The 22699-nt window shown below is 71.8% G+C and carries 21 protein-coding genes; 14 read left to right on the top strand and 7 right to left on the bottom strand.

Annotated elements, in window-relative coordinates; genetic code table 11:
• Nucleotides 1–69 precede the first annotated feature (69 nt).
• The 13 genes from ACIG0D_RS23020 (at nt 70) to ACIG0D_RS22960 (ending at nt 15739) form a co-directional block, all read left to right on the top strand.
• Entirely contained in the window at nt 70–2913 is a 2844-nt protein-coding gene (locus ACIG0D_RS23020; RefSeq protein ID WP_399803846.1) for a carbohydrate-binding protein, read from the top strand.
• Between the two features lies 1 nt (nt 2914).
• A complete protein-coding gene (locus ACIG0D_RS23015) occupies nt 2915–5080 on the top strand; it encodes a ThuA domain-containing protein (protein ID WP_399803844.1) in 2166 nt (721 codons plus the stop codon).
• A gap of 134 nt (nt 5081–5214) precedes the next feature.
• On the top strand, nt 5215–6498 hold the full coding sequence (locus tag ACIG0D_RS23010; RefSeq protein WP_399803841.1) for a phosphatidylserine/phosphatidylglycerophosphate/cardiolipin synthase family protein: 1284 nt from the start codon (nt 5215–5217) through the stop codon (nt 6496–6498).
• Nucleotides 6499–6677: 179 nt separating this feature from the next.
• The gene (locus ACIG0D_RS23005) at nt 6678–8348 is read left to right on the top strand and encodes an FAD-dependent oxidoreductase (protein ID WP_399803839.1); all 1671 of its coding nucleotides are present in this window, start codon (nt 6678–6680) and stop codon (nt 8346–8348) included.
• 291 nt (nt 8349–8639) lie between these two features.
• Nucleotides 8640–9458, top strand: a complete 819-nt coding sequence (locus tag ACIG0D_RS23000; RefSeq protein WP_399803837.1) for a hypothetical protein — start codon at nt 8640–8642, stop codon at nt 9456–9458.
• Nucleotides 9459–9578: 120 nt separating this feature from the next.
• The gene (locus tag ACIG0D_RS22995) at nt 9579–10265 is read left to right on the top strand and encodes a class F sortase (RefSeq protein ID WP_399803835.1); all 687 of its coding nucleotides are present in this window, start codon (nt 9579–9581) and stop codon (nt 10263–10265) included.
• A gap of 157 nt (nt 10266–10422) precedes the next feature.
• Nucleotides 10423–11583 carry a SchA/CurD-like domain-containing protein gene (locus tag ACIG0D_RS22990; protein ID WP_399803832.1) on the top strand — a complete coding sequence of 387 codons (1161 nt, stop codon included), beginning with the start codon at nt 10423–10425 and terminating at the stop codon, nt 11581–11583.
• A 66-nt stretch (nt 11584–11649) separates the two neighbouring features.
• The gene (locus ACIG0D_RS22985) at nt 11650–12105 is read left to right on the top strand and encodes a cupin domain-containing protein (RefSeq protein ID WP_399803829.1); all 456 of its coding nucleotides are present in this window, start codon (nt 11650–11652) and stop codon (nt 12103–12105) included.
• Nucleotides 12102–13370 (top strand): beta-ketoacyl-[acyl-carrier-protein] synthase family protein, encoded by a 1269-nt coding sequence (locus ACIG0D_RS22980; protein WP_365767196.1) that lies wholly within the window; start codon nt 12102–12104, stop codon nt 13368–13370. The genes ACIG0D_RS22985 and ACIG0D_RS22980 overlap by 4 nt, the downstream gene beginning before the upstream one ends.
• Nucleotides 13367–14620, top strand: coding sequence for a beta-ketoacyl synthase N-terminal-like domain-containing protein (locus ACIG0D_RS22975; protein ID WP_399803826.1), 1254 nt, complete (start codon nt 13367–13369; stop codon nt 14618–14620). Before ACIG0D_RS22980 ends, ACIG0D_RS22975 begins: the two co-directional genes overlap by 4 nt.
• Before the next feature lie 27 nt (nt 14621–14647).
• Complete coding sequence (locus tag ACIG0D_RS22970; RefSeq protein WP_365767192.1) at nt 14648–14905, top strand: acyl carrier protein; 258 nt, start codon at nt 14648–14650, stop codon at nt 14903–14905.
• A gap of 1 nt (nt 14906) precedes the next feature.
• Nucleotides 14907–15386, top strand: coding sequence for an SRPBCC family protein (locus ACIG0D_RS22965; protein WP_399803822.1), 480 nt, complete (start codon nt 14907–14909; stop codon nt 15384–15386).
• 20 nt (nt 15387–15406) lie between these two features.
• Nucleotides 15407–15739, top strand: a complete 333-nt coding sequence (locus tag ACIG0D_RS22960) for a TcmI family type II polyketide cyclase (protein WP_399803820.1) — start codon at nt 15407–15409, stop codon at nt 15737–15739.
• 86 nt (nt 15740–15825) lie between these two features.
• On the opposite strand, the gene ACIG0D_RS22955 is transcribed toward ACIG0D_RS22960, so the two are convergent.
• Nucleotides 15826–16866 carry a methyltransferase gene (locus tag ACIG0D_RS22955; RefSeq protein WP_399803817.1) on the bottom strand — a complete coding sequence of 347 codons (1041 nt, stop codon included), beginning with the start codon at nt 16864–16866 and terminating at the stop codon, nt 15826–15828.
• 46 nt (nt 16867–16912) lie between these two features.
• Nucleotides 16913–17971, bottom strand: coding sequence for a nitrous oxide reductase family maturation protein NosD (locus ACIG0D_RS22950; protein WP_399803815.1), 1059 nt, complete (start codon nt 17969–17971; stop codon nt 16913–16915).
• Nucleotides 17972–18122: 151 nt separating this feature from the next.
• Between ACIG0D_RS22950 and ACIG0D_RS22945 the strand changes: the two genes are divergently transcribed.
• Nucleotides 18123–19100 carry a helix-turn-helix transcriptional regulator gene (locus tag ACIG0D_RS22945; protein ID WP_399803812.1) on the top strand — a complete coding sequence of 326 codons (978 nt, stop codon included), beginning with the start codon at nt 18123–18125 and terminating at the stop codon, nt 19098–19100.
• A 22-nt stretch (nt 19101–19122) separates the two neighbouring features.
• Here the strand turns inward: ACIG0D_RS22945 and ACIG0D_RS22940 are convergent, their stop codons facing one another.
• From ACIG0D_RS22940 to ACIG0D_RS22920, 5 genes are all read right to left on the bottom strand, one after another.
• Nucleotides 19123–19437 carry an ANTAR domain-containing protein gene (locus ACIG0D_RS22940; protein WP_399803810.1) on the bottom strand — a complete coding sequence of 105 codons (315 nt, stop codon included), beginning with the start codon at nt 19435–19437 and terminating at the stop codon, nt 19123–19125.
• A 125-nt stretch (nt 19438–19562) separates the two neighbouring features.
• Nucleotides 19563–20378 carry an endo alpha-1,4 polygalactosaminidase gene (locus ACIG0D_RS22935; RefSeq protein WP_399803808.1) on the bottom strand — a complete coding sequence of 272 codons (816 nt, stop codon included), beginning with the start codon at nt 20376–20378 and terminating at the stop codon, nt 19563–19565.
• Between the two features lie 8 nt (nt 20379–20386).
• Nucleotides 20387–21049 carry a spherulation-specific family 4 protein gene (locus ACIG0D_RS22930; protein WP_399803805.1) on the bottom strand — a complete coding sequence of 221 codons (663 nt, stop codon included), beginning with the start codon at nt 21047–21049 and terminating at the stop codon, nt 20387–20389.
• Nucleotides 21046–21972: an NAD-dependent epimerase/dehydratase family protein gene (locus tag ACIG0D_RS22925; RefSeq protein WP_399803802.1), complete on the bottom strand. Its 927-nt coding sequence runs from the start codon at nt 21970–21972 to the stop codon at nt 21046–21048. The genes ACIG0D_RS22930 and ACIG0D_RS22925 overlap by 4 nt, the downstream gene beginning before the upstream one ends.
• A 7-nt stretch (nt 21973–21979) precedes the next feature.
• Nucleotides 21980–22693, bottom strand: coding sequence for an NDP-sugar synthase (locus tag ACIG0D_RS22920; RefSeq protein ID WP_399803799.1), 714 nt, complete (start codon nt 22691–22693; stop codon nt 21980–21982).
• Nucleotides 22694–22699 lie beyond the last annotated feature (6 nt).

Here is a 22699-nt window from a genome sequence, read left to right as displayed (position 1 = left end):
GCACGCGGCAAGCGCGGCCGGCGCGCGCCTTGCCTGACACCTCCCACCGTCAGGAAGGAAAGCTCCGTCATGTCTCAGCGCCCTCGCGCAGGGCTCCGTCGGCTCACGGCCCTCACCCTGCTCCTGGCCGGAGCCACCGGGGCCCTGCCCGCACCCGCGGCAGCCGCCCCCGAGGTCATCCCGCCCGGCGACTACCAGCAGGTCCAACTGGCCACCGGGGCGGCCGAGCTGGGCGAGCCCATGTCGCTCGCCGTACTGCCCGACCGCTCCGTCCTGCACACCGCCCGGGACGGCACGGTCCGCCACACCGACGCCGCGGGCAACACCAAGGTGGCCGGAAAACTCGACGTCTACACCCATGACGAGGAAGGCCTCCAGGGCATCGCCGCCGACCCCGGCTTCACCACCAACCGGTACGTCTACCTCTACTACTCGCCCAAGCTCCCCACCCCCGCGGGCGACGCCCCCGTCACCGGAACCGCCGCCGACTTCGCGCCGTGGAAAGGGCACCTCAACCTCTCGCGCTTCACGCTCAGGGCCGACAACACCCTGGACCCGGCCAGCGAGAAAGTCGTCCTCGAAGTGCCGGGCGACCGCGGCCAGTGCTGCCACGTCGGCGGCGACATCGACTTCGACGCGGCCGGGAACCTCTACCTGACCACCGGCGACGACACCAACCCCTTCGACTCCGCCGGCTACGCCCCGATCGACGAACGCACCAACCGCAACCCCCAGTTCGACGCCCAGCGCAGCTCCGCCAACACCAACGACCTGCGCGGCAAGCTGCTGCGCATCAAGCCCACCGCCGACGGCGGCTACACCGTCCCCGCGGGCAACCTCTTCGCACCCGGCACCCCGAACACCCGGCCCGAGATCTACGCGATGGGCTTCCGCAACCCGTTCCGCATGTCCGTCGACCGCGCCACCGGCACCGTCTACCTCGGCGACTACGGCCCGGACGCGGGCGGCACCGACCCCGGCCGCGGCCCCGGCGGCCAGGTCGAGTTCAACCGGATCACCGCCCCCGGCAACTACGGCTGGCCCTACTGCACCGGCACCAACACCACCGCCGAGACCTACAACGAGTACACCTTCCCCAGCGGTCCCTCCGGCGCCAGGTACGACTGCGCGGGCGGCCCCACGAACAACTCCTTCCGCAACACCGGCCAGTCCAAGCTGCCCCCGGCCAAGCCGAGCTGGATCAGGTACGGCCTCGACGGCTCGCCCCCGGAGTTCGGCGGCGGCTCCGAGTCCCCGATGGGCGGCGAGGTCTACCGCTACGACCCGAACCTGAACTCGCCCGTCAAGTTCCCGCAGTCACTCGACGGACGCTTCTTCGCCGCCGAGTACGGACGCCAGTGGATCAAGGCGATCGAGGTGAAGGCCGACGGCTCCTACGGCACCATCGAGGACTTCCCCTGGAACGGCACCCAGGTGATGGACACCGACTTCGGCCCGGACGGCGCGCTCTACGTCCTCGACTACGGCACCGGAAGCAACAACCAGGCCCTGTACCGCGTCGAGTACATCGCGGGCGGCAACCGCAACCCCGTCGCCAGGGCCGCCGCCGACAAGACCTCCGGCGCCCTCCCGCTGACCGTCGAGTTCACCTCCCGGGGCAGCGCCGACCCCGAGGGCAAGGCCCTGACGTACCACTGGAACTTCGGCGACGGCGCGACCTCCACGGAGGCCGACCCCAGCCACACGTACACCACGAAGGGGACCTACCGCCCCACCCTCACCGTCAGGGACCCCGAAGGACTCACCGGCACGGCCAGCCTGGTGATCACCGCGGGCAACACCGCACCCACCGTCACCCTCCAGGCGCCGGCCGACGGACGGCTGTTCTCCTTCGGCGACACCGTGCCCTTCCGCGTCCAGGCCACCGACCCGGAGGACGGCACCGTCGACTGCGCCAAGGTCAAGGTCACCTACCTCCTCGGCCACGACAGCCACACCCACGCCATCACCTCCACGACCGGCTGCACCGGCACCATCACCGTCCCCCAGGACGGCGAACACGACAGCGCCGCCAATCTCTACGGCGTCTTCGACGCCGAGTACACCGACAGCGGCGGCCTGACCGGGCACTCGGTGCGCACCCTCCAGCCCCGCCACCGCCAGGCCGAGCACTTCACCGCCCAGTCCGGCGTCCAGACCGCCGCGCACGCCACCGCCGAGGGCGGCAGGACCGTCGGCTTCACCGACAGCGGCGACTGGATCTCCTTCAAGCCGTACGCGCTCTCCGACGCGACCAGGTTCACCGCCCGCGTCTCCTCCGCCGGAGCCGGCGGCACCCTGGAGATCCGCGCCGGCTCCCCGACCGGCACCCTCCTCGGCACCGCGACCGTCCCGGTGACCGGTGGCTGGGACACCTTCACCGACGTCACGACCGGACTGTCCGCCGCCCCCTCGGGTGCCACCGAGCTGTACCTCGTCTTCCGCGGACCGACCGGGCAGGGCAACCTCTACGACGTCGACGCCTTCACCCTCGACACCGGCAGCGGGCGTACCACCACCCACGAGGGCGAGTCCTTCACCTCGGGCTCCGGAGTCCAGGCCGCCGCACACGCCCCGGCCGGCGGCGGGCAGACCCTCGGCTACATCGACCACGGCGACTGGGCCGGCTACGCCTCCGTCTCCACCGCGGGCGCGACCGTGTTCTCCGCCAGGGTGTCCTCGGCCGGAGCCGGCGGCACCCTCCACATCCGCTCCGGCTCCGCGACCGGCCCCCTGCTCGGGTCGGTGACCGTCCCCGTGACCGGCGGCTGGGAGACGTTCACCACCGTCGGCACGGCACTGTCCGGCACCGGCTCCGGACCGCTGTTCCTCACCTTCACCGGCGGCAACGGAGCCCTCTTCGACATCGACACCTTCACTCTCACCACCACCGCGGCACGAAAGGGGCGCTGACATGACCAGCCCGACACGACGGGCCGTCCGTCGCGGCCTGACGGCACTCGCCCTGACCCTGAGCTGCGCACTCGCCGCACCCGCCACGACGGCACAGGCCGACGAGGACGACGCCCGGGCTGCCTTCGACGTCCTCGTCTTCTCCCGGACCGCAGGATTCCGCCACGACTCCATCCCCGCCGGCATCGACGCCCTGCGCGCCCTCGGCACGCAGGCGGACTTCTCCGTCACGGCCACCGAGGACCCGGCCGCCTTCACCCCCGCGAACCTCGCCACCTACGAGGCGGTCGTCTTCCTCAACACCACCGGCGACGTCCTCAACGGCACCCAGCAGAGTGCCCTGGAGTCCTACGTCGACGGCGGCGGCGGCTTCCTGGGCGTGCACGCCGCCGCCGACACGGAGTACGACTGGCCCTACTACGGCCGGCTCGTCGGCGCCTACTTCAAGAGCCACCCGGCCATCCAGCAGGCCACCGTCCGCACCGAGGACCGTGGCCATCCCGCGACCGCCCACCTCGGCGCCACCTGGACGCACACCGACGAGTGGTACAACTACCGCACCAACCCGCGCCCCGGCGTCCGCGTCCTGCAGACCCTCGACGAGAGCACCTACAGCGGCGGCGAAATGGGCGCCGACCACCCCATCACCTGGTGCCACCCCCAGGGCAAGGGCCGCTCCTTCTACACCGGTCTCGGCCACACGGCGCAGTCCTACAGCGACCCGGCCTTCCGCGCCCTGCTCCTCGGCGCCGTGCGCTACGCGGCCGGACAGGCTCCCGGCGACTGCTCCGCCCCGGCCGCCCCCGCACAGGTGGAGGCGGAGTCCTTCACCTCGGGCAGCGGCGTCCAGATCGCCGCGCACGGCCCGGCCAGTGGCGGGCAGACCCTCGGCTACATCGACCACGGCGACTGGGCCGCCTACGCCTCCGTCTCCACGGCCGGCGCCCGCGCCTTCACCGCCCGCGTGTCCTCGGCCGGCGCCGGCGGCACCATCGAGATCCGCTCCGGCTCGGCCACCGGAACCCTCCTCGGCTCGGTACGCGTGCCGGTGACCGGCGGCTGGGAGACCTTCACGACGGTGTCGACCACCCTCACCGCGACCGCCTCCGGGCCCCTGGTCCTGAGGTTCACCGGCGGCAGCGGAGCCCTCTTCGACATCGACACCTTCACCCTCGCCACCCAGGCCACGACGACCCCTCTGAACCCGAACGTGCACCTTTTCTACTACCCGTGGTACGGCAGCCCGGCGGTCCACGGCGGCTGGCGCCACTGGCAGCAGGGCGGCCACACTCCGCCGGACGGCATCGGCGCCGACTTCTACCCCGCGCTCGGCCCGTACGACTCCGGGGACTTCGACGGAACCGTGGCCCAGCACATGAAGTGGGTCGCCCGCTCCGGCGCCGGGGTCGTCGTCACCAGCTGGTGGGGGCGGGGCAGTTACGAGGACCGCCTCGCCCGGGGCATCCTGGACGCCGCGCAGAAGGAGGGCGTGAAGGTCGCCTGGCACCTCGAGCCGTACGCCGGCCGCACCGCCGCGTCCACCGTCGCCGACATCGAGTACATCAACGCCACCTACGGCGACCACCCCGCCTTCCACCGCTCGGCGCGGCACGGCAACAAGAGCGCCTTCTACGTCTTCCAGAGCCTCGACGTCGCCGACTGGTCCGCGCTCGACCAGGTCACGGACACCAGCATCGTGCTCGCCCAGACCACCGACACCTCGAAGATCGCGCACTTCTCCGGCATGTACACCTACGACGGCATCGCCGGAGCCACCGCCCCCGGCTGGAAACAGGCGGGGGACCACGCCCGCGCCCACGGCCTGATCTGGGCCCCGTCCGTGGCGCCCGGCTACCTCGACGACCGGGCGGTGCCGGGCAACACCACCCCGACCGTCGAGCGCGCCGACGGCGCGGCCTACGACCGGCAGTGGACCAACGCCCTCGCCCCGGCCACCGGAGGCTCACCGACCTGGGTGTCGGTCACCTCCTTCAACGAATGGCACGAGGGCAGCACCATCGAACCCGCCGACTCCACCCCGCCCGCCGGCCACGGCTACCGCACCTACGACGGCGCCTACGGCCGCACGGGCACCGCCGCGGAGACGGCCTACCTGGACCGCACCGCGTACTGGTCCAGCCGCTTCACCCCTTCGACGCGCCGCTGACCCACCGCGAGCCGCAGCGTCCGCTTCCTCGAAGAGGGTGACGACCCGTCCGGAGCCGCCCCGGATGTACGCCGTCCGGGTGGATTCGTCACCCGTCAGGACTTCCCGGGATGCGGGAAGGAAGGCTCGTCTCCGTGACCCTACTGCCCCTTCGCCGTTCGGCGGCGCTGCCCGGCGCCGCCGCCGTCCTGTCCCTGGTGGCCACCCTCCTCTTCGGCGGCGCCACACCGGCCGCCGCACTGGACAAACCCGTCGTCGGCGGCCCCGTATTCAACAACCCCCTGGGCACGTCGGCACAGCGCGAGGCGATCTTCACCCAGCTGCTGCGGCTGATCGAGGCGACGCCCCCCGGCGCGGAGATCCGCGGCTCCGTCTACGAGCTCGACGACCGGGACGTCGCCGACGCGCTGCTCGCCGCCCACCGGCGCGGCGTCGCCGTCAGACTCGTCGTCGACGACTCGACCTACGTCGACGCGAACGGCGACGAGTACGCCAACCCGTCCTACCGGGCCCTCAGGGCCGGGCTCGGCACCCGGGACACCGCCCGCTCCTGGATCGTCGTCTGTGACGACCGGTTCGAGGACCCCGACGGCGTGGACGACGTCCAGCGCGGCTGCCTGAGCGTGGCCCCGCCCCCACCGGCGTACAACCACAACAAGTTCTTCACCTTCTCCCGGATCGGCCCCTTCGACGACGGCACGAGCTACTCGAACGTCGTCTTCCAGACCTCGTCGAACCTCTCCGACTGGTACAAGACCGAGTCCTTCAACGACGCCGTCACCTTCGCCGACAGCGCCGTGTACGACGGGTACGTCAGGTACCACGACCGGCTCCGGCACGGCCGCACCCTCGCCGCCGGCGACAACCGGGCGTACTTCTCCACCCCGTCCGGGTCGGCCTACCGGGCGTCCTTCTTCCCGCGCGGTGACACCTCGTACCACAACCCGGCCACCGACGACGTCGTCCAGGCGCTCGACGGGGTCCGGTGCGGGTACACCGACGCGGACGGCGCGCGGCGCGTCAGCGACATCCGCATCGTCATGTACAGCTTCTACCGCTCGCGCGTCCAGGTCGCCGACAAGCTGGCCGAGCTGCGGGGCCGGGGCTGCTGGATCGACCTCCTCTACGCCGAGAGCGACAGCACGGTCACCGACAAGCTGACCGCCGCCGGCATCCAGCACCGCCGCTGCCGCATCCCCAACGGCCCGGGCATCGACGTCCGCCCGCACAACAAGCAGATCCTCATCGACGGCAGCCACGACGGCGACCTCACCCCGCGGGTGTACACCGGCAGCGCGAACCTGACGGGATCGTCGCTGCGCTCGGCCGACGACGCGTTCGTACGGATCACCGGCGCCGGATACCACTCCCGGTACCTGAGCGAGTTCTACCGGATCCGCACCGCCTGCGGGGGGTGACGGGCGGCGGCGCGCGCCGGCCGCTCCTCCCCGGGCCCGCCGGGTTCTGCCGCCGACACGGCGAACCCGGCGGGTTAAGCGGGTGAAGACTGCGCCGTCCCACGGCTCGCCGGGCATGCATGGAGGTCCCGGCCGTATCCGGCCGAATCCCTCGGACCCGACCCGCCTGGAGGCGAGTGATGAACCAAAGAGCCGATCAAGCCGACCCCACGATCCATCAGGTGCCAGTCCTCATCGTCGGCGGTTCCCTGGTCGGCCTGTCGACCTCTCTGTTCCTGGGCCGGCTGGGGGTGCGGCATACGCTGGTGGAGCGTCATGCGGGCACCTCCATCCACCCCCGGGGCCGCGGCAACAACGTCCGAACGATGGAGCTGTTCCGGGTGGCCGGCGCCGAGCCGATGATCCGGCAGGCCGCCTCCACGCTGGCCGACAACCACGGCATCCTGCAGACCCCCACCCTGGTCGGCGACGCGGGGGAGTGGCTGTTCCGGGAGATCGACCCGGGCGGCGGCCTGGCTCGGTTCAGTCCCAGCTCGTGGTGCCTGTGCAGCCAGAACGACCTGGAGCCGGTGCTGCTCGACCGCGCCGCACAGCTCGGCGGCGACCTGCGCTACGCCACCGAACTGATGTCGTTCGACACCGACGCCACCGGCGTCACCGCGGTGGTCAAAAGCCGCGAGACCGGCGAGCACACCACCATCCGCGCGGACTACCTCGTCGCCGCCGACGGCCCCCGCAGCCCCATCCGTGAGCAGCTCGGCATCGGCCAGAGCGGCCCCGGCGACCTGTTCCACAACATCAGCATCACCTTCCGCTCCCGTCGCCTCGCCGATGTCGTGGGCGACCGCCACTTCATCGTCTGCTACCTGACCAACCCCGAAGCCGACGGCGCGCTGCTGCCCGTGGACAACCGCGAGAACTGGGTGTTCCACGCCCCGTGGCACCCCGAAGACGGGGAGACCTTGGAGGAGTTCACCGAGGAGCGGTGCATCGAGCACATCCGGCGCGCGGTCGGCGTCCCGGACCTGGACGTGGAGCTGACCGGCATGGCGCCCTGGCACGCCGCCGAGCGTGTCGCCCAGAGCTACGGGACGGGACGCGTGTTCCTGGCCGGCGACTCGGCCCACGAGATGTCCCCCACCGGGGCCTTCGGCTCCAACACCGGTATCCAGGACGCCCACAACCTCGCGTGGAAGCTGGCCGCCGTGCTCGGCGGCTGGGCGGGGGAGAGGCTGCTGGACACCTACGACGCCGAGCGCCGCCCGGTGGCGGAGGTGACCAGCGCGCGGGCCGCCGGACGGTCGGTCGAGCACAGCCACCCCGGGTTCGCCCCGCCGCCCGGCGTCGGCGGCGGCGCCGGCGGCGGCGGACCTCAGCGCGGCATCCTGAACGTGGCTCTCGGGTACCGCTATCCGCGCGGCGCCGTGGTCGGCACCGACCCGGCGGGCCCGGTCGTCCCGGAGAGCCTCGACCTGAGCGGTGAACCCGGCAGCAGGGCACCGCACTTGTGGCTGCGGCACGAGGGCGAGCGGATCTCCACCCTCGACCTCTACGAACGGTCACTGGTGCTGCTCAGCGACGCCGCGGCGGGAAGCGGCTGGCACGAGGCCGCCGTCCGCGTCGCGGCGAGTATGTCCGTGCCGCTCCTCTCCTACCGGGTGGGCAGTGACCCGGACGCCGAGCTGACGCCCGAGGACGGGGTGGACTGGAGCGCCTGCCACGGCACGACACCCGAGGGCGCGGTACTGGTCAGGCCCGACGGATTCGTCGCCTGGCGAGCCCCCGGCCCGGTTTCCGACGCCGAGGCGGAACTGCGTCGCGTCCTGGGCGAGGTGCTGCACATCGCCTGACCCCTCCCGGAGGGCCGCGTCCCACCGGTGACCGACCGGTGGCGCCCCCGAGACGACCAATGAACCGAGCCGGCCCGCGCACCCCGCGGGCCGGCTCCTCACATGTCCGACGTCCCCTCAGCTGCCTCGCAGCAAGTGGCAGTTGACGGTCAATCGGATGAACCGTTCACCCGACTGATCGCCCCGAGTAGCGGTTCCGAGCCGGCTGGCTGACGGTTGACCATGTCGACGTCGAGTCAGGTCAGCCGTGCCAAGTGCCGGCTGCTCGACCGTCGGCGGAAGGAACCTCAGATGCGCTCTGCTCGCATGGTTGTGGCCGCCGCTGCGGCATCCGCCGCTCTCGCTCTCGCTGCGCCCGGCGCCTACGCGGTCGGCTCGGACCACGATGACTCCTCCTACAGCAAGGAGCACTCCAGCAAGGACGAGTCCTCGAAGGACTACGGCAAGGACGAGAGCAAGGAAGAGGACAAGGACTACGGCAAGGAAGAGGACAAGTACGGCAAGGAAGAGGACAAGTACGGCAAGGAAGAGGACAAGGACTACGGCAAGGACCACGACAAGGACAGCTCGTACGACTCCCCGCGCGGTGGCGTGCACACCGGCGGCGGTGCGCTGACCTCGCTCAACGAGGACGAGTGGAACAAGGACTCCGGCTCCTCGAAGGACACCAAGGACAGCCACTCCTCGGACTCGTACAAGGACTCGTCGGACTCGGACAAGGACTCCTCGTACAAGGACAAGGACTACGAGAAGGACTCCTCGGACAAGGACAAGGACAAGGACTACGACAAGCCGCGCGGTGGCGTGCACACCGGCGGTGGCGCCCTGGTCATGGTCAACGAGGACAGCTGGGGCAGCAAGGACTCCGAGTCGTCCAAGGACAGCCACTCCTCGGGGTACAAGGACAGCCACTCCTCGGGGTACAAGGACAGCGAGCACGGCAAGGACTCCTGGGACGGCGGCCACGACAAGCCGCGCGGCGGGATGCACACCGGCGGCGGCGCCCTCGCCGCTCCGTCGGTGACCGCGGGCGGGCTGGGCGTGCTGGCCGCCGCCGGTCTCGGCCTCTACGTGGTGCGCCGTAAGAAGTCGGCCCAGAGCCTGGTCTGACCCATGCCCGGTGAGATAGCCGCTGCGGCCGCCACGCGCGCGCCGCGTGGCGGCCCGGCCGGCTCCGGCCGCCGTACCCCGTTCGCCCTCCCGCAGTGCCCCCAGTGAGGTGGTTTTCCGATGGCACCCGGTCCGTCCGCCCCCGCCGACCAGGCAGCGCCCCCCACCGGGCCGAAACACCGCCTCGGCGCGATGGTGATGTGCGCCGCGGCCTTCCTGATCATCCTCATGAACCCGGCGGACGACGAGAAAGCCACCGAGCCCTCCCGTCCGCCGCAGGCCGCGCCGGCCGGCGCGTCGGCCGGCGCCCCGACCCCGCCCGTCGAGAAGCGGGAAGGGCCCGCCCTCAAGCATCTGCCGCGATCGAGGCCCGTGCGCCTGCTCATCCCGAAGATCTCGGTCGACGCCCCCTTCACGGACCTCGCCATCCTCCCCTCGGGCCAGCTGGAGGCCCCGCCCCCCGATGACACCAACCTGGTCGGCTGGCACGCCAAGGGGCCGTCACCGGGGGAGATCGGTACCTCGATCATCGCCGGGCACGTGGACACGAAGACGTCGCCCGCCGTGTTCGTCGGGCTCAGTGAACTGGAGAAGGGCGACGTCTTCCACGTCAAGCGCGCCGACGGGCGCAAGGCGTCCTTCGTCATCGACCACGTGGAGACGTTCGAAAAGGACCGCTTCCCCAACGACCGTGTGTACGGAGACACGGGCCAGGCCCAGGTCCGGCTCATCACCTGTGCGGGTGACTACGACCGCCAGGCGAAGGACTACACGGAGAACCTCGTCGTCTTCGCCCACCTCATCTGAGCCCCGTCCCGCCTTTCCGGACCTGTGAGCGCAGCCGGTCACCCGCGTAGTTCATACGAGTCGCGCTCCTCAGGGGACGGGCACAGGATCGAGAAACGCCGACGTCGCTCCCCGTGACCGACGTTCACCCCCGCCCCTAGAAGGAGATGTGCGCAGGATGACCATTACGTCCGAGCGTGTTTCGGGACCGCAGACCCACCAGGTGTCGCAGCGTGTCTCCCAGTCCGTGTTCGACGGCTCCAGGCTCCGTGTCGTCCTGCTCGTGGACGTCTACGACGGTGCTCAGCAGCAGTTCCTGGAGGCATACGAGCAACTGTGCAGCCAGGTCACGTCCGTCCCCGGCCATGTGAGCGACCAGCTGTGCCAGTCCATCGAGAACCCCTCCCAATGGCTCATCACCAGTGAGTGGGAGAGCGCCCCGCCGTTCCTCACCTGGGTGAACAGCGAGGAGCACGTGCGGATGGTGGCACCGCTGCACAGCTGCGTCCGCGACACCAGGTCGCTTCGCTTCCACATCGTCCGCGAGACCGACGGCCCGTCGATGGACGTCGAACCGCGTAGGGGCCGGCTCCAGACGGCGCCCAGGATCGGTGACGGTGTCATCCGTCACGCGCTCACCTTCACGATCAAGCCGGGCAGCGAGGAGACCGTCGCGAAGATCCTCGCCGCCTACGCCTCGCCCGAGCCGCGCGTCGACGACACCACCCGGCTGTGCCGCACCTCCCTGTTCATGCACGGCAATCGCGTCGTGCGGGCCATCGAGGTGCGGGGCGACCTGCTCGCCGCGCTGCGCCACGTCTCCAAGCAGCCCGAGGTACGCGCCGTCGAGGAGGCCATCAACCCCCACCTGGAGCAGCGGCGCGAGCTCGACGACGGCGAGTCCGCCCGCGCCTTCTTCACCCGCGCGGCGCTGCCCGCCGTGCACCATGTGACCGCCGGCCGGGAGACCCCGGACGCCGTGCGGAACGCGCTGTACTACCCGGCCCGCGAGGGCTGCGGCCTGCGGCTGGCCGAACTGCTCGCCCGGCAGGACGAGGTGGCGGCGGACGATCCGCGGAGCCCGGTGCTGCGCAGCACCATCTTCCAGCGCGACGACGTCGTGATGCGGCTCATCGACGTCCAGGACGGGCCCGGCGACGACCCTGCTCTCGTGCTCGGCCTCGGCGACCGCGGACAGGCGGCCGAGGTGATGGCACTGCTCGACGCGAAGGCGCTCGGCGTGGACGCCTCCGCGCTGGCGGAGGTCACCCCCGCCCGCCTGCTCACGCTCGCCCGTATGGAGCTCGTCACCGACCGCCGCGCGGAGACCGAGGCCTGATGCGTCAGCGCACGGCCGCGGCGGCCAGGCCGCCGCGTCGATGCGGCACCCGATCGGAGGAAAGTCGTGATCAAAGCCAATCCCAGAATCGTGCATCTCAGCGAGGTCGAGCCCAACACCCGGCGCGGTGGCGACCTGCGCGCCATGCTCACCCCGGCCACGGTCGGCTCCACCAGCGGCTTCATGGGCGTGGCCATCGTGCAGCCCGGAGACCGCATCGGTGAGCACTACCACCCGTACTCCGAGGAGTTCGTCTACGTCGTGTGCGGGCAGCTGGAGGTGGACCTGGACGGCGAGCCCCACCCGCTGCAGCCCGAGCAGGGCCTGATGATCCCCGCCTACATGCGGCACCGCTTCCGCAACGTCGGCAACGTCGAGGCCCGCATCGTCTTCCACCTCGGCCCGCTCGCCCCGAGCCCGCCGCTCGGCCACGTCGACACCGAGGAGACCGACGCGGTCCCGGTCGCCGCCGACGCGGCCGCCGGTGACACCCTGACCGCCGAAGGCCAGGTCCGGTCATGACCAGGCGCGTGGCGGTCACCGGCATAGGCATCGTGGCCCCCGGCGGCATCGGCGTACCGGCGTTCTGGGACCTGCTGTCCCACGGGCGCACGGCGACGCGGGGCATCACCTTCTTCGACCCGTCCGGGCTGCGGTCGCGGATCGCCGCCGAGTGCGACTTCGACCCGGCGGCCCACGGCCTGGACGCCGACGAGGTCGCACGCTGCGACCGGTACATCCAGTTCGCGCTGGTGGCCGCCGACGAGGCGGTGCGGGACGCCGGCCTGGACCTCGCCCGGGAGAACCCGTGGCGGGTCGGAGTCTCCCTGGGCACCGCGGTCGGCGGCACCACCCGCCTGGAGCACGACTACGTGCTGGTCAGCCACGGCGGGCAGCGCTGGGACGTGGACCACCGCGAGGCCGAACCGCAGCTCCACCGCGCGTTCTCGCCCAGCACCCTCGCCTCGACGGTGGCGGAACGGTTCGGGGCCCACGGGCCGGTGCAGACCGTCTCCACGGGCTGCACCTCCGGACTCGACTCGATCGGGTACGCCTTCCACACGATCGAGGAGGGCCGGGCCGACGTCTGCATCGTCGGCGCCTCCGACTCGCCGATCTCGCCGATCACGATGGCGTGCTTCGACGCGATCAAGGCGACGTCCCCCAACAACGACGACCCCGCCCACGCGTCCCGCCCCTTCGACGCCGACCGCGACGGCTTCGTCATGGGGGAGGGCGGCGCCGTCCTCGTCCTGGAGGACCTGGAGCACGCACAGGCCCGCGGGGCCCGTGTGTACTGCGAGATCGGCGGCTACGCCACCTTCGGCAACGCCTACCACATGACCGGTCTCACCAGGGAGGGCCTGGAGATGGCCCGGGCCATCGAACTCGCCCTGGACCACGCCCGGCTCGACCCCACGGCGATCGACTACGTCAACGCGCACGGCTCGGGCACCCAGCAGAACGACCGGCACGAGACGGCCGCCGTCAAGCGGGCCCTGGGACAGCACGCCTACGACACGCCCATGAGCTCCATCAAGTCCATGGTGGGCCACTCCCTCGGCGCCATCGGATCGATCGAGGTCGTCGCCTGTGTGCTGGCACTCGCCCATCAGGTCGTACCGCCCACCGCGAACTACGAGACGCCGGACCCGGAGTGCGACCTGGACTACGTGCCGCGCGTCGCCCGCGAACGACGACTGGGCAGCGTGCTCTCCGTGGGCAGCGGGTTCGGCGGTTTCCAGTCCGCGGTGATCCTGACCCGGCCGAGGGAGAGAACACCATGAGCGAACCGCATCCACGGCGCGCGGCCGTCACCGGAATCGGCGTGGTCGCGCCCAACGGAACCACCACCGAGACCTTCTGGAAGGCCACCAAGGAAGGCATCAGCGTCCTGGACCGGGTCACCCGTGAGGGATGCGAGCACCTGCCGCTGAAGGTGGCCGGCGAGATCCGGGAGTTCGACCCGTCGGCGGCCGTCGAGGAACGCTTCCTCGTCCAGACGGACCGGTTCACGCACTTCGCGCTGGCCGCCGCCGACCTGGCCCTCGACGACGCGAACCTCGCCCGCGCCGACACCGAACGGGCGCCGTACTCCGTCGGCGTCGTCACCGCGGCCGGCTCCGGCGGCGGCGAGTTCGGCCAGCGCGAGCTCCAGCAGCTGTGGGGCAAGGGCAGCCGCTACGTCGGCCCGTACCAGTCCATCGCCTGGTTCTACGCGGCCAGCACCGGCCAGATCTCCATCCGCCGCGGCTTCAAGGGACCCTGCGGGGTGGTCGCCGCCGACGAGGCCGGCGGCCTGGACGCCCTCGCCCACGCGGCGCGGTCCGTCCGGCGCGGCACCGATGTCGTCGTGGCCGGGTCGACGGAGGCCCCGCTCGCCCCCTACTCGGTGGTCTGCCAGCTCGGCTACCAGGAGCTGAGCACCGCCGACGACCCGACCCGCGCCTACCGCCCGTTCACCTCGGCGGCCTGCGGATTCGTGCCCGCCGAGGGCGGCGCCGTGCTCGTCGTGGAGGACGAGACCACGGCGCTGGAGCGAGGGGCTCAGGCGCGGGCGTACCTGGCCGGGCACGCGTCGACCTTCACCGGTGCCTCCCGCTGGGAACAGTCCCGGGAGGGACTGGCGCAGGCCATCCGCGGCGCCCTCGACGAGGCCGGCTGCGCCCCCGAGGAGGTCGACGTGGTCTTCGCCGACGCCCTCGGCGTACCGGACGCGGACCGCGCCGAGGCACTGGCCCTCGCCGACGCCCTCGGCGCACACGGCCACCGGGTGCCCGTCACCGCCCCCAAGACCGGCATCGGCCGGGGCTACTGCGCCGCGCCCGTGCTGGACGCCGCGGCGGCGGTGCTCGCGATGGAACAGGGCATCGTCCCGCCCACCCCCAACGTGTTCGACATCTGCCACGACCTCGACCTGGTGACCGGCCGGGCGCGCGCCGCCGAGCTGCGCACGGCCCTGGTCCTCAGCCGGGGCCTCATGGGATCGAACTCGGCCCTGGTGCTGCGCCGCGGCACCACCGACGCCGCGCAGTGAGGCGTCACAGAGCAAAGGAGAAACCGAATGAGTGACCGCATCACCGTGGAAGAACTCGCCGAACTGATGAAGAAGTCCGCCGGGGTCACCGTCCCCGCGCCGGAACTCGAGCAGCAGCAGGACACCGGCTTCGACGCCTTCGGCATCGACTCGCTGGGCCTGCTCGGCATCGTCGGCGAACTGGAGAACCGGTACGGCACCCCGATGCCGCCGGACGCGGAGCGCTCCAAGACGCCGCGGCAGTTCCTCGACCTCGTCAACAGCGCGCTGCTCGCGGGAGCCTGAGATGGCCGGACACACGCAGAACGAGATCGTCATCGCCGCACCGGTCGACCTCGTCTGGGACATGACCAACGATGTGGCGAACTGGCCGAACCTGTTCAGCGAGTACGCCTCCGCGGAGATCCTGTCCCAGGAGGGGAACAAGACCACCTTCCGCCTCACCATGCACCCCGACAAGGACGGCAAGGTCTGGAGCTGGGTCTCCGAACGCGAGACGGACCGCGCCACGCTCTCCGTGCGCGCCCGCCGCGTCGAGACCGGCCCCTTCGCGTACATGAACATCCGGTGGCAGTACGAGGAGCTCCCCGAGGGCACCCGGATGGTGTGGACCCAGGACTTCGAGATGAAGCCGGACGCACCGGTCGACGACGACTGGATGACCGACAACATCAACCGCAACTCCAAGGTCCAGATGGCGCTGATCCGGGACCGCATCGAACAGGCCGCCGCGGAGCGCGATCCCGTGCCGACCCTGACCGACTGAGCGGGACGGAGCACACGACCATGCACCAGACCCTGATCGTCGCCCGGATGGCCCCCGGCTCGGCCCCGGACATCGCCAAGGTGTTCGCGGAGTCGGACCGCGGGGAACTCCCGCACCTCATCGGGGTGTCCCGGCGCAGCCTGTTCCAGTTCGACGACGTGTACCTGCACCTCATCGAGGCGGAACAGGACCCGGGTCCCACCATCGCCAGGATGGCCGGGCACCCCGAGTTCCGGGACATCAGCGAGCGCCTGTCGGCGTACGTCACCGCGTACGACCCGGCGACCTGGCGCTCCCCGAAGGACGCGATGGCGAACTGCTTCTACCGCTGGGACCGGGACGCCACCGCCTGAGCCGTCCGCCCCCGCCGGTCGCCGGACACACCGTGAGGCGTGCCCGGCGACCGGCGGTTGCGTGCTGCCCGCGGGCCACGGCCGCCTCAACGGGCGTCGTGAGACGGGACGACGCAGTCGAACGCGTGCAGATACGGGTTGACCGGCCGGATGTCGTCGATGACCAGGCCCGCCCCGGTGAGCCGGCTCACCATGCTCTCGGTGGTGTGCTTGGCCCCGCCGACGTTGAGGAGCAGCAGCAGGTCCATGGCCGTGCTGAACTTCATCGAGGGGGTGTCGTCGACGAGGTTCTCGATGACCACGACCCGCGTCCCGGGACCGCCCGCCTCGATGACGTTGCGCAGCGTCCGGGCCGTGCTGTCGTCGTCCCACTCCAGGATGTTCTTGATGATGTACACATCGGCCTGGACCGGGACGGCCACCCGGCAGTCGCCCGGCACGACACGCACCCGGTCCGCGAGCGCGCCGCCCGGCCGCAGCCGCGGATCGGCGTTCTCCACCACGCGCGGCAGGTCGAGCAGCGTCCCGTGGAGCGACGGGTACTTCTCCAGCAGGCTCGCCACCACATGTCCCTGGCCGCCCCCGATGTCGGCGACCGACGAGCTCCCCGACAGATCGAGGAACTGCGCCACGTCACGCGCCGACTGCATGCTGGAGGTCGTCATGGCCCGGTTGAAGACGTCCGCGGATTCCGGGGCGTCCTCGTTGAGGTAGGTGAAGAACTCCTTTCCGTACAGGGCCTCCACGACGTTGCGGCCGGTGCGCACCGCCTCGTCGAGCTTGGGCCACGCGTCCCACGTCCACGGCTCGGTGCACCACAGGGTGATGGCGCGCAGGCTGTGCGGGTCGTCCTCGCGCAGCAGCCGGGACATGTCGGTGTGGGCGAACGTGCCGTCCCGCCCCTCGGCGAAGACGCCGTAGCAGGACAGGGTCCTCAGCAGCCGCCGCAGCGGCTGCGGTTCGGTCTTCACCGCCGCCGCCAGGTCCTCCACGGCCTGCGGGGAGTCGCCGAGCGCGTCGGCGACGCCCAGCCGGGCGGCCGCGCGGAGGGCGGCGGCGCACGCCGCCCCGAACACGAGCTCCCTCAGCCGCATGGACGGCGGTGGGGAGGTCTGAGCGGTCGTCATGCGCCGCCTTCCTTCCGGGGTTCAGCGGTCGGCCGGGGCCGGCCGGTCAGCACAGGCCCGCGGGCTGGGAGGCCCCGCAGGTGTTGGCCACGAAGGTGTTGCCCTGGCCGGTGTCCGCGTTGACCAGGTCGGCCGGGGCGTTGTTGCGCAGGATGTTCTCGGTGATCCGGTTCCGCTCGCTGGTGGTGCCCACCATGCTCTTGATCAGGACGATGCCGCCCGACATGGAGGAGTTCCCGGCGTTGCCCGTGACCACGTTGCGGGTGATCAGGGTGTCCTCGGCGCCGGTCAGGACGATGCCGGAGCCCTGGAGGGCGTCGAGCCGCGCCGTCTTCGGGCAGGACTTGTTGTTCCGCAGGATGTGGTTGTCCCGCACGGTCAGCGCGCCGGCCCGCGGCTTGTTCTCGTCGCCGACGATGAACACGCCCGCGCAGTTGCCGGTGACGTGGTTGTTCCCCACGGTGAGGTTGCGCAGACGGCGGACGGTGAGCCCGATCCGGTTGTCCTCCAGCCGGTTCTGCTCGACCACCGCTCCCCGGGTGTCGGTGGCGCCTTCCTCGGCGTTGACCGTGTTGGCGAGGAACAGGCCCGCGTCGCCGTTGCCCCGGGCCGTGTTCTTGCGGAACACGCCGCGCACCGAGTGCTCCTGGGCGATGCCCCACACCCCGTTCGCCACCGCCGCCACGTTGCGCACGGTGAGCTGGTCCGTCGCGTCGGCGTACACACCGGTGCGGGGGAAGCCGGTCACCGTCAGGTTGGCGATGGTGACGTCCTCGAGGTCACGGTCCGCCGTCCCGGTCACACAGATGCCGTTGCCGGCCTCGGCGCAGCTGTGGGCGGCCTTGTCCGTGCCCGGCTTGATCACGGTGTCGCGCCCCATGCCCCGCAGGGTCAGCCCGGGCGTGGTGACCTTGACGCTCTCGTGATAGGTGCCGGGGGCCACCAGGACGGTGTCACCCGGCGCGGCCTCGTCGACGGCCTGCTGGATCGATTCTCCCGGGAAGACCAGATGGGTCCGCTGCTCGGCGACCGGCGGAGCGGCACCGAGTCCCACCCCGACGAGCGCGGCGGCGCACGCGAGGTACGTGATGTGGCGTTTCGTCATATTTCGCACAATATGACCTGATAAGCGGTCGACAGCCCCGATAGTCCATCCGACGGCGTGTCCCGCACAGGTCCGTCACCGGGCGACACGACCACCACGGAAACACGCAGGGATGTGCGTCCCCGCTCGTTCGGGGCAGGTGTGACATTCGATGCCCATCAGGAACGGTGACGTGATGACCTCGCTGGTGTTCGAGAGCGACGACCTTGACCTCACGGAGGACTTCCTCTGCCGGGCCTACGCCCGCATGACGATCGGCAGCAGCAGCCCGGAGAACAGCAGGGCACGCATCCGCCGCGACACCCTGCCCTCCGTCAGCGTGGACGAGATCGACCTGGGCTTCGACATGAGCTACGCGGTGACGCCGCTCGGCAGGATCTGCCTGTGCCTGATCCACGAGGGCACCGTCCAGGACCACGTCTACCGGGGCGTACGGGACAACTTCGGCCCCGGCGACATGGTGCTCTTCGCCCCGCCCGACGCGCCGTACCGCGGGCAGATCCGCACCGCCCGCTACAACATCACGATGCTGGAGCCCGCCCTGCTGGACCAGGTCGCCGCCACCGCGCCGAGCCGACGGCCGCAGCCGGTCCGGCTGACCGGGCACCGGCCGCACACGCCCGCCGCTGCCCGCCACCTGCGGCACACCATCCTCTACCTGCGCGACCACGTCCTCGCCGACCCTGCCGTCGCCGAACAGCCGCTGATCGCCGCCACCGGCGGCCAGCTGCTCGCCGCGAGCGTGCTGGCGGCCTTCCCGAACACCGCGCACACGGACCCCACCGCGCAGGACCGTACCGACGCCCACTCGGCCACCGTCCGGCGGGCCGTCGCCCACATCGAGGACCACGCCGACCAGCCGCTCACCGTCGCCGAGATGGCCGCGGCCGCCCACGTCACCGTACGAGCCCTGCAGTACGCCTTCCGCCGCCACCTCGACACCACACCCCTCGCCTATCTGCGCCGGGTGCGCCTCGCGCAGGCCCACCGGGACCTGCGCGCGGCGAGCCCGCTCGACACCACGGTCGGGGAGATCGCCGCCCGCTGGGGCTTCGCCCACCCGGGCCGCTTCGCCGCCCTCTACCGGGAGGCCTACGGCACCAGCCCGTCCGCCACCCTGCGCGGCTGACCACGGCCCGCGTGCGGCGAGGTCAGCTCGGCGCGGGGCCGGGGGAACGCGTCGCGCGGTCCAGCGCGGCGTTCAGCGCCCGGCGGATCTCCGGCGGCAGCCACTCACAGCGCGGCCACTGCACGATGTGGTCCGCCACCTCCCGCAGCTTGATGTTCGTGTGCTGGGAGACCTCTTTGAGGACGTTCCAGGCCGTCTCGGGCGACAGACCGCCCACCGCGATCACGACACCGATCGCCTGGTCGATGACGGCATGGGAGACGACGGCGTGCCTGAGCTGCTCGACCTCCTCGTGAAGAGCGATGATCCTGCGCACGGAATCGTCCTGTTCGAGCATGAAGCCCCGTTCCCTGGAAGAGCCTGCCGGTCACCGTCCTTGTGCCCTGGGCGTGCGGCGGCAGAAGTACACGAAACGAACTCCTGACCCCGCCGCGGTCCGGAAAACGAAAGAAGTACGGCCGCTCAGCACGGCTTGCGCCAGCGGTCCAGCTCCGGCCTCTTCAGCATCGACGACAGGCGCAGTTCCCGGGCCACCGGGCAGAAGCGGGCCGTCGGCTCGGCGTACTCCACGTGGAAGACCGCCTTGCCCGCCGCGACGAACGGCTCCAGCAGCGCGCACTCCCCGTACTGCGCGCACTCCTCGTTGACCGCGAAGTCGAAGTCGTCCAGCAGCTGCGGGATCTGGGGGAGGTCGTTCTTCAGGCCCACCGCCAGACCCCGCTCGTGCGCGATGTCCGCGATCATGCGGTTGTATCGCAGCTGGTCACGCCCCGTGAGCGGGAAGCCCGTGTCGTTGCCGTACCCCTCGACCAGATCGGGCTCCACCGCGTCGAAGCCCTTGTCCCGGCACATGTCGAACCGGCGCTCCATGAGCGGGCGGAGGACCGACACCCGGCGGATGTCCAGCCACCGCTCGCCGCGCCAGCCGTTGGGGCGGCCCAGCACCGAGCGGGGGAAGGCGTGTCGGTCCGGGCGGAAGTCCTCCCAGGCGCCGACGTTGACGTAGCAGATCACCTTGCGGCCGTCGCGGTGCAGCCGGGCGACGTCGGCGGCCGTGTTCTCGAATCCGTCGATGTCGTAGACGGGCACGTCGACGGACGGGTCGACCCTGCCGTCCAGCTGCCACTGCCAGGCCAGCCCGGGACGCGGCTGCCACACCCCGCCCTCCGCGCGGCGACCGCCGCCGTCCGCGCAGCCCGTGAGGGCCAAGGCGAGGACGAGGGCGACCAGGAGGGGCGCCGGGCGCCGCCGCAGCCGTCCGCTCGACCGTCTGCCCACCGCTCCGCTCACCCCTCCGCCTCGGTCAGGGCGGGGGTCAACCCGGACCAGGGATTGGGCGGTTCGCCCGTCACCGGCCCGCACACCCCCGCGCCCCGCTCGCGCGCGGTGCGCACGGCCAGCGGCACCAGCGGCGGGGGCACCCCGTAGACCAGGTGGCACAGCCGGTCGGGCGGGAGGCGCGCGGCCCACTCCGGGCGGCTGAACGCCGACACGTACACGGACCACGGCCCCTCGAAGGTGACCGTCAGATCGGCGAGCCGCGCGTAGCCGGGCGCCGGGTGGACGCCCGGGTTGAGGACGACGGTCGACGCACCGAGCCGGCGCAGGGACCGCACCAGACGGCGGCAGGCCGGCAACCCGTGCGGCGCCGCGGTCACCTGGTCCAGGAAGCAGCCGTCCGCGCCGTACCACTCCCGGTGGCGGCGCAGGTCGGCGGTGATCCGCGCCGGGTCGCGCGCGCCGTAGTCGGTGTCCACGTAGCCGAGCAGCCGGGCCCCCGCCGCGCGCAGTGCACCGGCCGCGGCGACGAACGCCGGATCCGGGGCGTCTCCCGGGCCGTTGGCCGGATTGAGCACGACGGCGTACGTGTGCGCCGCGCGGGCGACCAGGCGCTGCCACGCGGCGGGGTCCTCCGCCGGATGGACGTAGAGCGGAATCAGCAGGCTCACCGCGCCGGCACCTCTTCGGGACCGCGCGGCGGCGCGCCCATGGCCGCCCACAGCGCCGCCACGGAGTCGTCGAGGGAGTGCGCCGGCCGCCAGCCGAGGGCGTCCCGCGCGGCGGTGATGTCCGAGCACTGCCAGGACACGCGGGCGGACCGCGCGGATCCGCCGCCGCCCGCCTCCACGATCCGACCGCGGAAACCGGCCACCCCGGCCAGCCTTCGCACCAGTTCCCGCACCGCCACCGCCTCGCCGCCGCCGATGTTGAGGACCGGCGGCAGCGGCCCCGACGCGGTCGCCGCCAGTTCCGCCGCCCGCGCCACGTCGCGTACGTCCACGAAGTCACGGTGCGCCGACAGGTCACCCAGCCGCACCGTCGTGTCCGGATCACGCCCGGCCCGCGCCAGCAGAGCGGTGACCCGGCCGGGCAGCCCGGTCGACGGCGCGCCCGGACCCACCGGGTTGCCCACCCTCAGCACCACCGCGTCCAGGCCCGACGCGGTCACCGCCACCGTGCCCGCCAGCTTCGTCGCACCGTAGGGGCCGGCCGGACTGGTCGCCGCCGCCTCGGTCACCGGCCGGCCCGGCGTCCCGGGCCCGTACTCGGCGGCCGAGCCCAGGTGGACCAGCCGGGCCGCGGGAGCCGCCTCCCGCAGCGCCGCGCACAGCACGGCCGGCCCACGGGCGTTGACCTCCGCGAGGGTGACGGCGTCGCCGCCGGTCGCGCCCGCGCAGTTGACGACGGCGTCGGGCGCGACCGCGGCCAGCGTGCTCGCCAGGTCGCGCGGACGGTCGGCCGCGAGGTCGACGGGGACGTCGGCGCCGGGGGAGCGGCCGCCGACCACGACCCGCGCGCCCGGCAGGGCCCGCAGCCGCCGCGCGACGGGCCCGCCGAGATAGCCGGTGGCGCCGAGAACGAGGATGCGCATCGGTGGTTCAGGCTCCCTTGAGCAGCAGCGACTTGCGGCTGGTGAACTCCGCGTTGGCCCGGTCGTAGTCGTCGGGGCGGCCGATGTCCAGCCAGTAGCCGTCGAACTCGTAGGCGTGCGGCGGCCGTTCGGCGGCGAGCAGGTCCAGCACCAGCTCGTCGAAGCCGAGCGGCAGGCCCGGGGTGTAGCCGTCGAGGGCGGCGCGTGAGACGCCGTAGACCCCCATGGACACCCGGTAGTCGATGCTGGGCTTCTCGGTGAAGGCGACGACCCGGCTCGCGTCCGTCGTCAGCACCCCGAAGTCGATGTGCACCTTGCGGGCGTACGTGGCGATCGTCAGGGGCGCGCCCGATGCCTCGTGCCGGCGCAGCACGTCGGCGTAGTCGAGGTCGGTGAGCACATCGCCGTTCATCACCAGGAAGTGCTCCGGCAGCCGCTCCCGGAGAGTGAGCAGCGGGCCCATCGTGCCCAGCGGGCTCTCCTCGGTGGCGTAGTCGATGCCCATGCCCCACTGCGCGCCGTCGCCGACGTAGGCGCGGATGATGTGGCCGAGGTGGCCTATCGCGATGGTGCAGCGGGTGAAGCCGGCCGTGGACAGCTGGCGCAGCACGATGTCGAGGATGGCGTGCTGGTCACCGATGGGGACGAGCGGCTTGGGCAGCGCGGTGGTGTAGGGCCGCAGCCGGACACCCTTTCCTCCGGCCAGGATCACTGCGTGCATGGCATA

The sequence above is a fragment of the Streptomyces sp. NPDC052773 genome, from assembly GCF_044547145.1.
GTDB lineage: Bacteria > Actinomycetota > Actinomycetes > Streptomycetales > Streptomycetaceae > Streptomyces.
This window is presented reverse-complemented; position numbering and strand designations above follow the sequence as displayed.

Excerpts from the sequence above, each read along its gene's own strand:
- ACIG0D_RS22955 (WP_399803817.1), bottom strand. The coding sequence starts at position 16,866 with ATGACGACCGCTCAGACCTCCCCACCGCCGTCCATGCGGCTGAGGGAG.
- ACIG0D_RS22945 (WP_399803812.1), top strand. The coding sequence starts at position 18,123 with ATGCCCATCAGGAACGGTGACGTGATGACCTCGCTGGTGTTCGAGAGC.
- ACIG0D_RS23000 (WP_399803837.1), top strand. The coding sequence starts at position 8,640 with ATGCGCTCTGCTCGCATGGTTGTGGCCGCCGCTGCGGCATCCGCCGCT.
- ACIG0D_RS22965 (WP_399803822.1), top strand. The coding sequence starts at position 14,907 with ATGGCCGGACACACGCAGAACGAGATCGTCATCGCCGCACCGGTCGAC.
- ACIG0D_RS22940 (WP_399803810.1), bottom strand. The coding sequence starts at position 19,437 with ATGCTCGAACAGGACGATTCCGTGCGCAGGATCATCGCTCTTCACGAG.
- ACIG0D_RS22960 (WP_399803820.1), top strand. The coding sequence starts at position 15,407 with ATGCACCAGACCCTGATCGTCGCCCGGATGGCCCCCGGCTCGGCCCCG.
- ACIG0D_RS23005 (WP_399803839.1), top strand. The coding sequence starts at position 6,678 with ATGAACCAAAGAGCCGATCAAGCCGACCCCACGATCCATCAGGTGCCA.
- ACIG0D_RS22920 (WP_399803799.1), bottom strand. The coding sequence starts at position 22,693 with ATGCACGCAGTGATCCTGGCCGGAGGAAAGGGTGTCCGGCTGCGGCCC.
- ACIG0D_RS22990 (WP_399803832.1), top strand. The coding sequence starts at position 10,423 with ATGACCATTACGTCCGAGCGTGTTTCGGGACCGCAGACCCACCAGGTG.
- ACIG0D_RS22925 (WP_399803802.1), bottom strand. The coding sequence starts at position 21,972 with ATGCGCATCCTCGTTCTCGGCGCCACCGGCTATCTCGGCGGGCCCGTC.
- ACIG0D_RS22980 (WP_365767196.1), top strand. The coding sequence starts at position 12,102 with ATGACCAGGCGCGTGGCGGTCACCGGCATAGGCATCGTGGCCCCCGGC.
- ACIG0D_RS23015 (WP_399803844.1), top strand. The coding sequence starts at position 2,915 with ATGACCAGCCCGACACGACGGGCCGTCCGTCGCGGCCTGACGGCACTC.
- ACIG0D_RS22970 (WP_365767192.1), top strand. The coding sequence starts at position 14,648 with ATGAGTGACCGCATCACCGTGGAAGAACTCGCCGAACTGATGAAGAAG.
- ACIG0D_RS23020 (WP_399803846.1), top strand. The coding sequence starts at position 70 with ATGTCTCAGCGCCCTCGCGCAGGGCTCCGTCGGCTCACGGCCCTCACC.
- ACIG0D_RS22995 (WP_399803835.1), top strand. The coding sequence starts at position 9,579 with ATGGCACCCGGTCCGTCCGCCCCCGCCGACCAGGCAGCGCCCCCCACC.
- ACIG0D_RS22950 (WP_399803815.1), bottom strand. The coding sequence starts at position 17,971 with ATGACGAAACGCCACATCACGTACCTCGCGTGCGCCGCCGCGCTCGTC.
- ACIG0D_RS22975 (WP_399803826.1), top strand. The coding sequence starts at position 13,367 with ATGAGCGAACCGCATCCACGGCGCGCGGCCGTCACCGGAATCGGCGTG.